Source organism: Arthrobacter sp. B0316-1-20, assembly GCF_059091865.1.
Genome location: NZ_JBNHHC010000015.1, coordinates 46078 through 61051, shown reverse-complemented (window position 1 = coordinate 61051; position 14974 = coordinate 46078). Strand labels below are relative to the sequence as shown.

The 14974-nt window shown below is 66.9% G+C and carries 14 protein-coding genes; 8 read left to right on the top strand and 6 right to left on the bottom strand.

Annotated elements, in window-relative coordinates; translation table 11 throughout:
- Positions 1-260: 260 nt before the first annotated feature.
- On the top strand, positions 261-575 hold the full coding sequence (locus AC5RW2_RS23255; protein ID WP_493961974.1) for a PRC-barrel domain-containing protein: 315 nt from the start codon (positions 261-263) through the stop codon (positions 573-575).
- Positions 576-582: 7 nt separating this feature from the next.
- Here AC5RW2_RS23255 and AC5RW2_RS23250 read toward each other — a convergent pair whose 3' ends face one another.
- Positions 583-1749, bottom strand: a complete 1167-nt coding sequence (locus AC5RW2_RS23250; protein ID WP_493961975.1) for a class I SAM-dependent methyltransferase — start codon at positions 1747-1749, stop codon at positions 583-585.
- The gene (locus tag AC5RW2_RS23245) at positions 1742-2422 is read right to left on the bottom strand and encodes an IMPACT family protein (RefSeq protein WP_493961976.1); all 681 of its coding nucleotides are present in this window, start codon (positions 2420-2422) and stop codon (positions 1742-1744) included. Before AC5RW2_RS23245 ends, AC5RW2_RS23250 begins: the two co-directional genes overlap by 8 nt.
- Positions 2423-2575: 153 nt before the next feature.
- On the opposite strand from AC5RW2_RS23245, the gene AC5RW2_RS23240 reads away from it, so the two are divergent.
- Positions 2576-2806: a DUF6480 family protein gene (locus AC5RW2_RS23240; protein WP_493961977.1), complete on the top strand. Its 231-nt coding sequence runs from the start codon at positions 2576-2578 to the stop codon at positions 2804-2806.
- Positions 2807-2897: 91 nt separating this feature from the next.
- Positions 2898-4109 (top strand): dephospho-CoA kinase, encoded by a 1212-nt coding sequence (coaE, locus tag AC5RW2_RS23235; RefSeq protein WP_493961978.1) that lies wholly within the window; start codon positions 2898-2900, stop codon positions 4107-4109.
- Positions 4110-4118: 9 nt separating this feature from the next.
- On the opposite strand, the gene AC5RW2_RS23230 is transcribed toward coaE, so the two are convergent.
- On the bottom strand, positions 4119-4952 hold the full coding sequence (locus AC5RW2_RS23230) for a VOC family protein (RefSeq protein ID WP_493961979.1): 834 nt from the start codon (positions 4950-4952) through the stop codon (positions 4119-4121).
- Positions 4953-5109: 157 nt separating this feature from the next.
- On the opposite strand from AC5RW2_RS23230, the gene uvrB reads away from it, so the two are divergent.
- The 4 genes from uvrB (at position 5110) to AC5RW2_RS23210 (ending at position 10330) form a co-directional block, all read left to right on the top strand.
- Positions 5110-7206: an excinuclease ABC subunit UvrB gene (uvrB, locus tag AC5RW2_RS23225; RefSeq protein WP_493961980.1), complete on the top strand. Its 2097-nt coding sequence runs from the start codon at positions 5110-5112 to the stop codon at positions 7204-7206.
- A 257-nt stretch (positions 7207-7463) separates the two neighbouring features.
- The gene (locus AC5RW2_RS23220) at positions 7464-8498 is read left to right on the top strand and encodes a TerC family protein (protein ID WP_493950381.1); all 1035 of its coding nucleotides are present in this window, start codon (positions 7464-7466) and stop codon (positions 8496-8498) included.
- Positions 8499-8546: 48 nt separating this feature from the next.
- A complete protein-coding gene (locus AC5RW2_RS23215) occupies positions 8547-9893 on the top strand; it encodes an MFS transporter (protein ID WP_493961981.1) in 1347 nt (448 codons plus the stop codon).
- Positions 9890-10330, top strand: coding sequence for a hypothetical protein (locus AC5RW2_RS23210; protein WP_493961982.1), 441 nt, complete (start codon positions 9890-9892; stop codon positions 10328-10330). The genes AC5RW2_RS23215 and AC5RW2_RS23210 overlap by 4 nt, the downstream gene beginning before the upstream one ends.
- A gap of 36 nt (positions 10331-10366) precedes the next feature.
- Here AC5RW2_RS23210 and AC5RW2_RS23205 read toward each other — a convergent pair whose 3' ends face one another.
- Both AC5RW2_RS23205 and AC5RW2_RS23200 read right to left on the bottom strand, forming a co-directional pair.
- Positions 10367-11620: an alpha/beta fold hydrolase gene (locus AC5RW2_RS23205; protein ID WP_493961983.1), complete on the bottom strand. Its 1254-nt coding sequence runs from the start codon at positions 11618-11620 to the stop codon at positions 10367-10369.
- Positions 11621-11664: 44 nt separating this feature from the next.
- The gene (locus AC5RW2_RS23200; protein ID WP_493950385.1) at positions 11665-12156 is read right to left on the bottom strand and encodes a GNAT family N-acetyltransferase; all 492 of its coding nucleotides are present in this window, start codon (positions 12154-12156) and stop codon (positions 11665-11667) included.
- Between the two features lie 48 nt (positions 12157-12204).
- Between AC5RW2_RS23200 and AC5RW2_RS23195 the strand changes: the two genes are divergently transcribed.
- Positions 12205-13701 (top strand): AAA family ATPase, encoded by a 1497-nt coding sequence (locus AC5RW2_RS23195; RefSeq protein ID WP_493950386.1) that lies wholly within the window; start codon positions 12205-12207, stop codon positions 13699-13701.
- Positions 13702-13719: 18 nt separating this feature from the next.
- On the opposite strand, the gene AC5RW2_RS23190 is transcribed toward AC5RW2_RS23195, so the two are convergent.
- Positions 13720-14898, bottom strand: coding sequence for a zinc-dependent alcohol dehydrogenase (locus AC5RW2_RS23190; protein ID WP_493950387.1), 1179 nt, complete (start codon positions 14896-14898; stop codon positions 13720-13722).
- Between the last annotated feature and the right edge of the window lie 76 nt (positions 14899-14974).

Here is a 14974-nt window from a genome sequence, read left to right as displayed (position 1 = left end):
TGGAATCGGTGCGCATTGCTTTTTCTCCCCCAGAACCCCATAAAGCTTCAGTTGCAATGCCCTTACAGTGAACTCGGGCCCCCGTTATCGCGCCGTTATTGGGCCGTTATCGGCACGGCAACCGGCACCTCCTGCGGGTGCGAAAACTCTGCCCCCGGGCTGACTTTGCACGGGGTGGGCTCGCCAAACAGGGCGGGGTCACTAGGCTAGGGTGTGGGAAAAGCGCACCTAGGCAGGCCTTGGGTCGAAAGGGAGAGAGTATGCCGGAAGAAGTGGACGTCCACGCCCTGCAGCAAGCCACCGTGTGGGACAGCGCCGACCGGAAGCTAGGAGTGGTGGGCCAGGTGCACCAAGATCCGGTCACCGGAACCATCACCTGGATCACGGTGGGCCTGGGCTTGGCGGATAGCCGTGAGAAGTTCGTGCCGATTGCCGGGGCGCGGATAGATAAACACGATGTGTTCGTCGCCTACAGCCAGGACACCATTAAGGACTCGCCCTCGCCGGCGGCCTCCGAGGGCCTGACCCCGGAGGAAGAAGCCGAGCTGCGCCGCTACTACGGTACCGAGTTCTGAGGTTCCGTCAGCTCCGGGTGCTGACCGTGACCGTAAACTTTGGGTTCCGTGCCACCTGGCGGGTCGGCCCCACCAATCGGTTCAATGCCGGCTTGTAGGCCAGATGGCTGTTCCACACTGTCCATAGTTCTCCGCCGGGAGCGAGGACGCGGCCGGCTTCGGCGAAGAGCTTCAGCCCAATGCCGGCGTGCACGGTGTTCCCGATATGGAACGGCGGATTGAGCACTACCAGCTGCTCGGAAGCGGTGGGCAGCGAGGACAAGGCATCATCCCGCCGCACCTCCACCCGGTCCGCAACCGCGTTCGCCTCGGCGGTGGCGCGGGCTGATCTGACCGCTGAAGCCGACTGGTCCGTGGCCAGCACCCGGATGGCTCCGCGGGTCAGAGCCAGATACGCGGCGATCGTACCGTTGCCGCATCCTAGGTCTACCGCCCGGGCGGCTTCCCGGGCACCGGCGAGCAGCGGGAGCAGGAACCGGGTGCCCGGGTCCACCTTGGGGCCGCCAAACGTGCCTCCGAAGGCGACCAACCGCAGCGGAACGGGGAGGCCGACGTCGTGCTCTTCGGCGCGAGGGAAGCGCGCACCCACAGGCGGCAGCGGACCGGTGGCCGTCAGGATCCGCGCTTTCTGCCGCGCCAGGCCTGCCGTCACGGAGGAGAACGATGTGGCCAGCACGGAGTTCATCGCGGTGCTCATGTGTTTGACCCGGCCGCCGGCCAGCACCACGACATCGGTGGAAGCGGCAGCGGCAATGCAGTCCGCCATCTCCGCCAGCGCATCAAGCGAGCGCGGCAGCTGAAGAAGCACTAGCCGGACACCGTTAAATGCGGCGGGATCCAGCGAGCGGTGGCTGTACCCAGCCAGCCCCAGCCGGGAGGCGTTATTGTCCAGGGCGCGCTCCGAGCTCAAAGCGTCCTGCACCACGCGGACTCCCTGCTGACCGGCGGCAATCAGGGCCAGCGTGAGCGCGCCGTGGTGGTCGTTGACCACGGCGATCCGGCTTCCTTCCAGACCGGCGATCAACGGCTCGGCTGTGTCCAGCAGGAGCTTGTCAGCCGCGTCGTAGGCGAACAGGTTGTCCGCTTCCACGTCGGGCCATCGCCGGAGCGTGCCGAAGTCGAAGGCGGGGTGGAGGGTCCCGGGGCCGTTGACGTCGTCGCGGTGTTCAGCCAAGGTCCACCCACTCCGTCCCCAACTCAATGGGCGCGGGGCCTCCCGATGTCAGTGCTGCCAGTTGATCTTTGAAACGCTCGATCACTTCCGGAGTGTCTTCCAGGGCCAGCCGGATCCGCACCTCGGCGGCGCCATAGTCGCTGCCCAGCACCACGGTTCCCGCTGCCCGCAGGTCATTTTCCAATCGGCCAGCGTCCGCGTGCATGGACGGGGCCGCGAACAGCCGCATCCTGCGCCGCTGGACCATTTCAGCGGTGCCAACGGCCTGTGACACCGATTCTGAATAGGCCCGCACCAGCCCGCCCGCGCCCAGCAGAATCCCGCCGAAGTAACGCACGACGACGGCAGCTACGTCGCTCAGGTCCGTCACCCCTGGTGCGGTCTCGCGTTTGAGCAGGGCTTCCAGCATGGGGATGCCGGCCGTGCCGGAGGGCTCACCGTCGTCATTGGAACGCTGGACCGCGCGGTCTGGCCCAAGAACGAAGGCGCTGCAGTGGTGCCGGGCGTCATGGAACTCGCGGCGCAGTTCCGACACCAGGCTGCGGGCCTCATCCTCGGTCTCTGCACGGCGCAGCACAGTGATGAAGCGGGACCGCTTAATCTCGATCTCATGACGGTGTTCGCCGGCAAGGGTGGTGTAGCAGCTGGCGTTGGACGGATGGGGCACATCCACCAGCCTAATCGCCTTTCCGAAGGCACCGGAGCCTCACGTTCCAACCCTGCCGATCGATGTCCACGCCCTTGTCCGGCGGCCGGACCGTGCTTAGTGTGTCGGTACATGGTCGCCCTAAACCGGTGCGGCCTTCCCGTAACGAACGGTGGAGCCATGGCGAAGAACCAGCCCGAATTCGATCGGCGCATCCAGGACGAGCAGGAACATAGCCCGGGTACGGACAAGACGGACGCGGAACGGGTGTCGGCCGATCAGGGGGACTCGGCCAATCCCGATCCTCAAGACCAGAACATCACCGGGCTGGAACCCGGCGGCGGCGTTCCGCCCGGCGAAACCCCGCCGGCCGAGGACCAGATGAGCGCAGACCAGGGACACGAGGAATAACCCGGCCCGCCATTCCGGTATCGGCCCGCCACCCCGGCACGTGATACCGGCATGCCACGGTCCACGTCGGCGTGCTGGCTAGACTGAGGCCGTGTTGAGAATCGGACTGACAGGTGGAATTGCCGCCGGAAAATCGCTCGCTGCCCGGCGGCTGGCGGAGCTCGGCGCCACTTTGGTCGACGCCGACGCCATCGCCCGCGAGGTAGTAGAGCCGGGCACCGACGGCCTGTCCGCCGTCGTCCAAGCCTTCGGCCCGGGAATCCTGGACGCCGAGGGGCGCCTGAACCGCCCGGCGCTGGGTGCCTTGGTTTTCAACGATCCAGCCCAACGCGAACGCCTGAATGCGATTGTGCACCCGCTGGTCCGCGCGCGGGCCGCCGAGCTGGCAGCAGCCGCAGGCGAGGGCGGAATCCTTGTCCAGGACATCCCGCTGCTGGTGGAAACCGGGCAGAGTCCCTCCTTCCACTTGGTCGTGGTCATCGACGCGCCCGAAGCAGAGCGGCTGCGGCGCATGGTTGAAGACCGTGGCATGACCGAAGCGGATGCCCGTTCCCGGATGGCTGCCCAGGCCTCCCCGGCAGATCGTAGGGCCGCCGCCGACGTCGTGCTGGAGAACACCGGCACCCGGGAGCAGTTGCTGGATGCCCTGGACGCCCTCTGGGAGGAGCGGCTAATGCCCTTCAACCAGAACCTGCTGGCCGGCAGGCTGGCTCCTCGCCCTGGGCCGCCGGTCCTGCTGGACCCGCAGCCGCAGTGGCCCGCTCAGGCAGCCCTGCTCGCCGAGCGCATCAGGCGCACCGACCCGCGGATTCTGGCGGTCGATCACATCGGGTCAACGGCCGTTCCGGGCCTGCCGGCCAAGGACGTGCTGGACCTGCAGGTTACGGTGGCCAGCATGGCGGACGCCGATTCCGCCGCCGAGGCCCTGGCAGCGGCCGGCTTCCCGCGGTGGCCCGGCAGCTGGCGCGACACAGCGAAACCGCAGCACCCGGAGCCGGGCGACTGGGCCAAGCGACTGCACGGCAACGCCGACCCCGGCCGGGCCGTCAACGTGCACGTCCGCGCAGCGGGCTCGCCGGGGTGGCGCTTTGCCTTGCTGTTCCGTGACTGGTTGCGGGCCGATCCCGGCGCGGCCGAAGCGTACTTGGCCGAGAAGCGGCGGCTGGCCGGCCTGCATGCTTCCGACGCGTCTCCGGGTCGCTACGCGCGGGCCAAGGAAGACTGGTTCAGCCAGGCGGCGGACCCGCAGATGAACCGGTGGGCGCTGGACACCGGGTGGGAACCGCCCGCCCTCGGCGGCTAGCGCTGCCTCTCAGCCGGATGGCGGGGTGAACTGGCTGGCCGTGAAGACGGCTCCGAACGGGTCACTGATCCTCGCGTCCCGCGTCCAGTCTGTGTCAGTTCGGTCCAGCACCTTCCCGCCCAGGCGTTCGGCGTCGAGCGCGGTCGCATCGCGGTCGGCGACGGTGAACGCCACGTGCCAGTGCGGCGCTTCCCCCGGCCGCAACTCCGTGAGCCAGCCGATGGCATCGGCGAACCCCGGTGGAACGTTGACTCCCGACTGGCGCTCGCGGATGTCCGGATCACTGGTCGCCTGCAGGTGGTCGCCGTAGCCGGGGACGCGGATCATGTTGCCGAAGCCGACGTCGACGAACTGCCAGCCGAAGACCCGGCCGTAGAAATCCGTGGCCGCGGCAGGATCCGTGGTGTGCAGGTCGCTGAAGTTCCAGGCCCCCGGCACGTTGACCGCCTGGGCGCCCGGCCGGCGCCGTGCCTGCCAAAGCCGGAACATGACGCCGGACGGATCGGCACACAGCGTGGCCCTGCCGCCCTCCCCGGCATCCGCCGGGCCGGAGAGCACCCGTCCGCCCGCGGAACGGATCCTGCCCACGGCGGCCTCCGAATCCTCGACCGCCACATACGTGTTCCAGCTGGGCCCGGCCTCGCCGGCTGTGCCCTCACCCAGGCCGGCGGCATCGCGGCCGTGCAGTTGGGCGATCACATAGCGCGGGGAGACACCCGGCGGTGTGGCATCGGTGAACGTCCAACCGAACAGGCCGCCGTAGAAGTCCTTGGCCTGCTCAATGTCCTGATGTTCGACGTCGATCCACGACGTTACGCCCTCGGGATAGGTTCGGACGTCCATAATGTGCCTTCCGTTGGTGGTCGGTGCACGGACAGATCTACCGCACACGGCTGTGCGGGGCAACGGAGCGCGGACGTAGCCGCAGGGCGAGGGCCCGATTTAGGCCCAGAGCGATTCAGGACCCACGCTGACCGGAATCGGGTCTACGGTTAACCGCATGAGTCTTGCGCAGGACATCAAACGCGTTGTGGCGCCCTTCGAGGTGGTCAGCGACTTCCAGCCGGCCGGCGACCAGCCCGCGGCGATCAAGGAACTGACCGAACGGATCCAGGCCGGGGAGAAGGACATCGTGCTGCTCGGTGCCACCGGCACCGGCAAATCCGCCACCACGGCCTGGCTGGTGGAACAGGTGCAGCGGCCCACCCTGGTGCTGGTGCAAAACAAAACCCTGGCAGCCCAGCTGGCCAACGAGTTCCGCGAACTGCTGCCCAACAACGCCGTGGAGTACTTCGTCTCCTACTACGACTACTACCAGCCGGAAGCCTACGTCCCGCAGACGGACACCTTCATTGAAAAAGACTCCTCCATCAACGAGGAAGTCGAACGGCTGCGCCACTCGGCCACCAACGCGCTGCTGACCCGGCGCGACGTCGTCGTCGTGGCCACCGTGTCCTGCATCTACGGTCTGGGCACGCCGGAAGAGTACATCGCCGGAATGGTCACCCTGCGCAAGGGCGCGGAAATGAACCGGGACGAGATGCTGCGCCGGTTCGTCGCCATGCAGTATGCCCGCAACGACGTCGACTTCCACCGGGGCACCTTCCGGGTGCGCGGCGATACCGTGGAGATCATCCCCATGTATGAGGAGCTCGCGGTCCGGATCGAGTTTTTCGGCGACGAAATCGAGCAGATCCAGACCATGCACCCGGTCACCGGCGAGATCATCCGCGAGGAGACGGAAATGTATGTCTTCCCGGCGTCGCACTATGTGGCCGGCGAAGACCGGATGAGCCGCGCGGTCAAGGAGATCGAGGACGAACTGCGCGACCGGCTGCAGGCGCTCGAGTCGCAAAACAAGCTGGTGGAAGCGCAGCGGCTCCGGATGCGCACCACCTACGACCTGGAAATGATGCAGCAGATGGGGTTCTGCAACGGCATCGAGAACTACTCGCGGCACATCGACGGCCGCGGGCCGGGCACCGCGCCGCACTGCCTGCTGGATTACTTCCCGGACGACTTCCTGCTGGTCATCGACGAGTCGCATGTCACCGTGCCGCAGATCGGCGCGATGTACGAAGGCGACATGTCCCGCAAGCGGACCCTGGTGGACCACGGCTTCCGCCTCCCGTCCGCAATGGACAACCGGCCGCTGAAGTGGGACGAGTTTCTGGAACGGATCGGACAGACGGTTTACCTCTCGGCCACGCCGGGCAAGTACGAACTGTCCAAGTCCGACGGCTACGTGCAGCAGATCATCCGGCCCACGGGCCTGGTGGACCCCGAGGTCATCGTGAAGCCGACCAAGGGCCAGATCGACGACCTGCTGGGCGAGATCAACACGCGGGTGGAGCGGAACGAACGCGTCCTGGTTACCACGCTGACCAAGCGGATGGCCGAGGACCTCACGGACTACCTGAACGAGCACGGCGTCAAGGTTCAGTACCTGCACTCCGATGTGGACACGCTGCGCCGCGTGGAGCTGCTCCGTGAGCTGCGGATGGGCACCTTTGACGTGCTGGTCGGCATCAACCTGCTGCGTGAGGGCCTGGACCTGCCCGAAGTCTCGCTGGTGGCCATCTTGGATGCAGACAAGGAAGGCTTCCTGCGCAGCAGCACCTCGCTGATCCAGACCATCGGCCGTGCCGCCCGCAACGTCTCCGGCCAGGTGCACATGTACGCGGACAAGATCACGGACTCGATGGCCAACGCGATCGAGGAAACCAACCGACGCCGTGAGATCCAGGTGGCGCACAACAAGGAGCACGGCGTGGACCCGCAGCCGCTGCGCAAGCGGATCGCGGACATCACCGACCAGTTGGCCCGCGAAGACGCCGACACCCAGCAGCTGCTCAAAGACTTCGACTACGGCAAGGGCAAACGAGGGATTTCCGCGGCCGTGTCGAAGGACAAGATCCGCCGCGACGGGCTTGCCGCAGCGCCGGCCGAGGATCTGGGCGAACTGATCGCGCAGATGACCGAGCAGATGCACGCCGCTGCGGCGGAACTGCAGTTCGAGCTGGCCGCCCGGCTGCGTGACGAGGTCTCCGACCTGAAGAAGGACCTCCGGCAGATGCGCGCCGCCGGCCACGCCTGACGCTGAGCCGCCTGCCTGCGCAGACCGAATGGTGAGGGTGACGACGGCGGTGCCCACCGCCGTCGTCACCCTGCCTTGCGCTACACTTGACCGAGCGTAGGGGAGTATCCCGAACACTGTGAACGTCAGCACGCGGGGCATCGAAGCCCCGCCGGGCGCAGTGGCCTGGCCGATCAGGGCAGGCGGAGAGACTTGCGGCGAACACTCGCACCCGCGCACCGCACGCGCGCGGCATCTTCTGTGAAAGGCAAGGTTCCGTGTCGGACCAATTATCGCTGCCCTTTGAGATCATCTCGTTTGTGGTCCTGGGCATCATCCTGCTGTTTGACCTTCTCTACGTGGTCAAGCGGCCGCACGAACCGTCCATGAAGGAAGCCGGACTGTGGGTGGGCTTCTACGTCTCCCTGGCCCTGATCTTCGCCGGCATGCTGTTCTGGCAGGCCGGACCGGACTACGGCCAAGAGTTCGTTGCCGGCTGGATCACCGAGTACAGCCTCAGCGTGGACAACCTGTTCGTCTTCATCATCATCATGGCCAGGTTCTCCGTGCCACGGAAGTACCAGCAGGAAGTGCTGATGTTCGGCATCATCATTGCGCTGATCCTGCGCGGCATCTTCATCCTGCTGGGCGCCACCGTGATTGCCCACTTCAGCTGGGTGTTCTACATCTTCGGTGCCTTCCTGCTCTGGACCGCCTGGAAGCAGGCCACCGATTCCGGCGAAGACGAGGAAGAAGGGTCCGAGTCCGGGCTTGTGGCCCGGCTGACCAAGAAGCTGCCGGTCAGCGAGCACTACGACGGCAACAAGCTGCGCACCACGGTGGACGGCAAGCGCCTGTTCACCCCGATGGTCATGGTCTTCATCACCATCGGCATGACCGACCTTCTGTTCGCTGTGGACTCCATCCCGGCGATCTTCGGCCTGACCCAGAGCGCTTTCATCGTGTTCACCGCGAACATCTTCGCGCTGATGGGCCTGCGGCAGCTCTACTTCCTGCTCGGCGGCCTGATGGACCGTCTGGTCTACCTGAAGCACGGCCTGTCCGTGATCCTGGCCTTCATCGGCGTGAAGCTGATCTTCCACGCGCTGCACGAGAACGAGCTGCCGTTCATCAACGGTGGCCAGCACATCGAGTGGATCCCGGAGATCAGCACCGGGTTGTCGTTGGCAGTGATCGTCGGCACCTTGGTGGTTGCCACGGTGGCCAGCCTGCTCAGCCCCGCCGGGCGCCAGGCCGCCATCGACGCGCGGCTGGCGAAGGACGCGGAACGGGCCAAGTCCGACACAGAGTAATACCGGTATCACCGGTACAACCGGTTGCCCGTCGACTAGGCTCGGCGTGTGAACGAACCAAGCAACGCGGTGCTGAACGCAGACCCTCGCACGAGGGCCGTCCAGCGCCGCGTTGTGTTTTCCCTGTCCATGGCGCAGCTGTTCAGCGGCCTTGGCCACGGCGCGGGGCTGGCCATCGGTTCACTGCTCGCGGTGGAACTCACAGGCAGCGAGGCACTGGCGGGAACGTCCACCATGGCGATTTCGCTGGCGGCCGCACTGGCCGCCCTGCCGTTGGCCGGCGCCGCCGCCCGTTCAGGACGCCGGCGGGCGCTGGTCACCGGGCTGCTGCTGGCCTTGCTGGGTTCGGCGCTGATGGCGCTCGCACCGGTCACCGGATCCTTTGCGGTGCTGCTGGCCGGTTCGGCCCTGCTGGGGGTCGGAAACGCCGCCAACCTGCAGGCCCGCTTTGCCGCGGTGGACCTTGCCGTGCCCGAACACCGGGGCCGGGACCTGGCCTTCGTCGTCTGGTCCATCACCGTGGGCGCCGTGGCGGGGCCGAACCTGATCCGGCCGGGTGCCGAGCTGGGCGCGGCGCTCGGGCTGCCGGAATCGTCCGGTCCCTTCCTGTTCTCGATGGCCGGCATGGCCATCGGCGCTACCCTGCTGCTGGTGGGGCTGCGGCCCGACCCGCTGCACTTTGCACGCTCCCGCGGCACCGGCGCCGGCGCCGGCGCCGGCCCCAACGAAACGCCGCCGGTCAAGCGCCGCGGAACGCTGCGCACCGGTGTGGCAACGGTGCGCCGGCGTCCGATGGCAACGCTCGGGCTCGCCGCTGTAGTGGGCGCCCACCTGGTGATGGTGGCGGTCATGGCCATGACGCCGGTTCACCTGCAAGCCCTGGACCATGCGGGCCGACACCAGCACAGCCAAACCGATACTTTCGCGATCATCGGCTTCACCATTTCGCTGCACATGGCCGGGATGTACGCGCTCTCGCCGTTGATGGGCTGGCTGACCGACCGCTTCGGTCGAACCCGAACCATCGCGGTTGGCCAGCTGATGCTGCTGGCCGGGACGGCCCTTGCCGGCGTGGGACAGCAGGACACGTGGCTGGTTGGGGCCGGACTGATGTTGCTCGGCCTGGGCTGGTCAGCTTCGGTGATCGCCGGATCCACCCTGTTGGCCGAATCGGTCCCGGAGTCGGGACGCGTTCCCGCCCAGGGCTTGTCCGACACCCTCATGGGCGCGGCCGGGGCATTGGGCGCCGCGTTCTCCGGACCGGTGCTGGCCGCTGTGGGATTCGCCGGCCTGAACGCGGCGGCGGCAGTCGTCGCCGCTGTCCTGCTCTGTGCCGCTGGCGCTGCCGGGCGGCGGGGTGTCAGGGCGGCAGCCAGTGACAGGAGTCCAGCGTGAACTACCGACAAGCCTTGATGATCGCTACTGCTGTTGCTGTCGGCATTTCCGGCTGCGGTCAGGAGGGTGCGCCTGCAGCATCAGGCTCCGTCATAACGGGCCCAGCGGACGAGATCCTGCTGGTGAATCCCGACAGCGGTCGAGAAAACTTCGAGATGGAGGCGGCCTTCGAGGGGACGCTCAAGCTGTCGGCGGAGAAGTGCGTCATCGGCGAGGACGAGAGGGGCCGCGAGGTCATGCTGGTGTTTCCGGCCGACGCCACCTTCGGTCACGGAGAAGAACTAAGCGTCGAGGTCGAAGGCCGCTCTCTCGCGATCGGAGGCCCGGTGTCCCTCGGCGGGGGAGCCCTCAGCGACGAACATCTCGACCGTCTCGCCAAGGTCGCACCCCACGGCTGTTTCAGGGACTATACCTTTTACGTGCAAACCATCGGGTAGATATTCCGAGGCCTTGCCCAACTTCCAGGTGACCGGCTAGCCCCGGACCATGCCGAGCAGCCGGGCGAAGATGGCTTCGCCGTCGTCGGCAATGCCATCATGATGGAACTCGCCGGTTTCCCAGATCTGGAGCCCGTTGACCTGGGCGGCCGTCTCCAGCGACAGGCCGCGCTCTACGTAGATATCGTCGCGGTACACGGCCGCTGCCGCCGGAACGGTGTTTACCGCCAGCCGGCCGAGGTCGTAGAGGGCGGGCCAGTCGGACTTGGCGGCCAGTAGGTCGGCGACCTCGCGGAGCGGGACCAGTGCCGGATCCTGCTCGAAGTACCAGGGGTAGACCATCTCGCCGGTCAGCAGCGGCTCCGCGGCCTTCGGTGCAAATTGCGGGAACTCCTGAAGGACCCGCCAAGCCGCCCAGTCGGTGGCTTCCCCTTGGGCGTAGATCGACTCGTGCATCAGCGCATACAGGGGGTTGCTTGCCCGGCCGACCAGTGCGGCCAGCTGATCCACGAAGGCATCGGAGAGCCGCGGGCCGGATGGAGTCTGGACGAAGGCGTCTTCCAGCAGGTAGTGCAGGGCATCGATCCGGGTGTTGCCGCCCAGGAACTGCCCGACCATCTGGAAACGGCCGGCCGTCAACCGCTCACCGGTGGGCAGGTATTCGGGCACCGCGTCCAGATGCCGCGCGATGGCGGTGACCCGCTCGCGGTCCTGCGGGTAACGGTCGAAGTACTCCCGGTTGCGCGCTTCCACCCGGGGGAAGGTGGCTCGGTAAACCCGGTCGGCGCCTCCCGCCAGCGGTGCCAGGCCGCCGGTGATCAACACTTCCTGCAGCCCTTCCGGAGCCAGCGAGAGGTAGGTCAGGCAGCAGAAACCGCCATAGCTTTGGCCGAAAATGCTCCACGGCCCGCTGCCGAGCTGCTGCCGGATCAGTTCCGCGTCCCGGACGATGGAATCCGCGCGGAAATTGGTCAGGTAATCCGCCTGCTCCGCGGCATCACCGCGCAGCGGCAAGGTTTGCCGGTTCACCGGAGTGGAGAGGCCGGTGCCGCGCTGGTCCAGCATCAGGATCCGGAAGGACTTGGCCGCTTCTTTCATCCAGCCGCCCAGCGAGGTCACCCGGTTGCCGCGCCCGCCGGGCCCGCCCTGCAGGAACAGCAGCCAGGGCAGCCGGCCCGCGGCGTCGTCGTGCTCCAAGGAAGAGTATTCCCGGGCGAAAACCTCCAGCGTTTCGCCGCCGGGGTCGGCGTGATCCAGCGGAACGGTGAAGAAATGTTCCGCTGTCCGCATTCCGCGGAGGCGGTACGCGCCGGCCACACGGTGCGGCTGCCCGGTCACGCAGACACCCGGTCCGCCGCCCCGAAGGCAGACAGGGCATCGCCGGTCAGCCGGAAGGTTGACCATTCCTCCTGCGGACGGGCGCCCAGGCTGCGGTAGAACTCGATGGACGGGGTGTTCCAGTTCAGCACCGCCCACTCCACGCGGGCGTAGCCGGATGCCACCGCGTGGCTGGCCAAAGTCTGCAGCAGGGCCTTGCCGTAGCCTCGCCCGCGGGCCTCCGGCCGTATATAGAGGTCCTCCAGGTAGATGCCGTGAACGCCCTCCCAGGTGGAGAAATTCCGGAACCAGAGCGCGAAACCCTGCACACCGCCATCGTCTTCGGCGACGTGCGCGAACACCGAAGGCTGCGCCGAGAACAGCGCGTCGTGCAGCTGGTCCGGTGTGGTCTTGACCGCGTCCGGCTCCTTCTCATAGACCGCCAGATCGCGGATCAGTTCGAGGATGACGGGAACATCAGCTTTTTTGGCAGGACGGATCATAGACATGATCAGAGCCTATCGTCCGGAAGCAGGCCGCGTTGGTAGGGTCGGTCCATGGACGGGACGTTGGGGAAATTCGTTGACGACTTCGCTGCGCTGGTGGCACTGGCACAACAGGCGCAGCAATCCACGGTCCGCGGGGACAACCTGCTAGACCGGCTGGGCACCTATCTGGAAACCGACGTCCGTGACCTGCCGACCGTCGTGGAGGAGGTCCCGGCGCACCGCTTGGCGGACGCCGACATCATCCTGGCGGAGTTCGCTGACGACGATCCGGAGAGCGCGTTGATCGGAATCGGCGGCGGCGATCAACGCCACCATATGTCGCTGAGTGACATCCTGCAGCACGCATCGCACTACGGAGGCTTCCCGGTGGGACAGCCGGACTACGCCAACCTGGCCGTCGGGCCCGCGCAGCAGCGTCAGGCACTGGCCCTCGGCATGCGCTTGTTCCGCCGTCAGGGCCACCCGCTGGCAGTGCTGATTCGGGCGGCAAATCCCCGCTACGGACAGACCGCGGCAATGCTGGAAGTCTTGTCTCCGGAGCCGGACGTGGCGGCAGGGTTCCTGACCGCTTTTCGGGAACGCATGCGCACCCAGAGCGTGCTGAAGGGACAGGTGGTTTCATTCACCATGCAGGAGTTCGGCGCCACCGGTGCCGGCGTGACCTTCCACGAGCGTCCACGGGTGGAGGCGGGCGACGTGATCCTTGCCCCCGGCGTCTTGGCACGGATCGTCCGGCACGTGGTGGAGATGGCCGATGTGCGCGGGAACCTGCGCAGACTGGGCCAGCATCTCAAGCGCGGCGTCCTGCTCTACGGACCGCCCGGAACCGGCAAGACCCATACCGTCCGCCATTTGCTGTCGCGCAGCGAGGGCACGACGGCGATCCTGCTCTCCGGCGGCTCCCTCGCCTTCATCTCGGAGGCGGCCCGGATGGCCCGCGCGCTGCAGCCTTCCATCGTGGTGCTGGAAGACTGTGACCTGATTGCCGAAGACCGCAGCTTTGGCAACGGGCCACAGCCACTGCTGTTCGAAGTCCTGGATGCGATGGATGGACTCGACGAAGACGCCGACGTTGCCTTTGTGCTGACCACCAACAGGGTGGAAGCCCTGGAGCACGCGCTCGCGCAGCGGCCCGGGCGGGTGGATCTGGCGGTGGAGATCCCTCGGCCGGACACCGAACAACGCGAGGCCTTGATCCGGCTCTACGCGCGTCGTCTTGCCTTGGGAACCGAAGCCATAGCGGAGGCCGCGGAACGAACCGCAGGTACCACCGCATCGTTCGCCCGCGAGCTGGTGCGCCGGACGGTGGTGGCTGCTGCCGCCGGAGGCAGGGAGCCTGCCGACACCGACTTGCTGGCAGCAGTCGACGAACTGATGGCCGACAGCGAAGCCCTCACCCGCAGCCTGCTGGGCAGCGAGGGGGACGGCAGGGGACCGGGCGGACCGCCGCTAGGGATGCAGGCCGGCATGCCGCCGGCAGCGGCAGGGGCCGGCGGCTACTTCGCCTACGCCGGCGAGCTGCAGTTGGACTCGGACGAGTCCTGAGGATCAGTGCCGCGTCCGTTAGGGCTTAAGCACCACCTTGATACAGCCGTCGTCCTTCTTCTGGAACTTTTCGTACATCGCCGGGGCGTCGCTGAGCGGGGCGGTGTGCGTGACCAGGTCGCCGACCCCCAGCGGATCGGCTGAATCCGCGGCAAGCGGCACCAGGTCGTCGATCCACCGGCGGACGTTGCACTGCCCCATCCGCAGCGTGATCTGTTTGTCGAAGAGCGTCAGCATCGGCATCGGGTCGGCCTGGCCCGCGTAGACCCCCGACAATGAGATGGTGCCGCCGCGGGCAACGGCATCGATCGCCGTGTGCAGGACGGATAGGCGGTCCAGGCCTGCACTCGACATCAACTTCTTGGCCACGGCGTCGGGCAACAGGCCGACGGCGAACTGCGCCGTGGCCGCTGCCGGCGCCCCATGCGCTTCCATGCCGACGGCGTCAATCACCGATTCGGGACCGCGGCCTTGGGTGGCGTCACGCAAATCATCGGCGATCTTCGAGCCCCAAACCAGGGTCTCGATGCCGTGCCTGCGGGCCATTTTCAGCCGCTCGGGCACCAGATCAATACCGATCACGCGGTGCCCCAGATGACGGCCGATCCGGGCGGCGAACTGGCCCACCGGGCCTAGACCGAAGACCGCGAGCGTGCCTCCGTCCGGAACTTGGGCGTAGTCAACTGCCTGCCAGGCGGTCGGCAGGATATCGGAGAGGAACAGGTACTGCTCATCCGGTGCCTGGCCGTCCTCGATCTTGATGGGTCCGTAGTCAGCATGCGGGACGCGCAGGAACTCCGCCTGGCCGCCGGGGACCGAACCGTACAGCTCCGTGTAGCCAAACAGTGCGGCGCCTGAGCCTTTGTCCTTGACCTGCGTGGTTTCGCACTGCGACTGCAGGCCCCGGCCGCACATGTGGCAGCGTCCGCAGGCGATATTGAAGGGAACCACCACCCGGTCGCCGGGTTTAAGGCCCGGCACCGCGCTTCCGGTTTCCTCGACAACGCCCATCGGTTCATGGCCCAAGACGTCGCCGGGGGCCAGGAAGGGGCCGAACAGTTCATAGAGGTGCAGGTCGGAGCCGCAAATCGCGGTGGATGTGACCCTGATGATGGCGTCGGTGGGCTCCTGCAGGACCGGGTCCGGGACCTCTTCCACGCTGAGCTTCCGTTTGCCCTGCCACGTCAGTGCTTTCATCGGTCAGGCTCCCGTCGTTTCCGTGCCTCGATTGGATGACGTGGTGGTCAGGCCGGGTTCGTCCGGCAGGCACCGG

Coding starts and splice junctions, on each gene's coding strand:
- uvrB (WP_493961980.1), top strand. CDS start 5,110: ATGAGTCTTGCGCAGGACATCAAACGCGTTGTGGCGCCCTTCGAGGTG.
- AC5RW2_RS23230 (WP_493961979.1), bottom strand. CDS start 4,952: ATGGACGTCCGAACCTATCCCGAGGGCGTAACGTCGTGGATCGACGTC.
- AC5RW2_RS23205 (WP_493961983.1), bottom strand. CDS start 11,620: ATGCGGACAGCGGAACATTTCTTCACCGTTCCGCTGGATCACGCCGAC.
- AC5RW2_RS23255 (WP_493961974.1), top strand. CDS start 261: ATGCCGGAAGAAGTGGACGTCCACGCCCTGCAGCAAGCCACCGTGTGG.
- AC5RW2_RS23190 (WP_493950387.1), bottom strand. CDS start 14,898: ATGAAAGCACTGACGTGGCAGGGCAAACGGAAGCTCAGCGTGGAAGAG.
- AC5RW2_RS23200 (WP_493950385.1), bottom strand. CDS start 12,156: ATGTCTATGATCCGTCCTGCCAAAAAAGCTGATGTTCCCGTCATCCTC.
- AC5RW2_RS23195 (WP_493950386.1), top strand. CDS start 12,205: ATGGACGGGACGTTGGGGAAATTCGTTGACGACTTCGCTGCGCTGGTG.
- AC5RW2_RS23240 (WP_493961977.1), top strand. CDS start 2,576: ATGGCGAAGAACCAGCCCGAATTCGATCGGCGCATCCAGGACGAGCAG.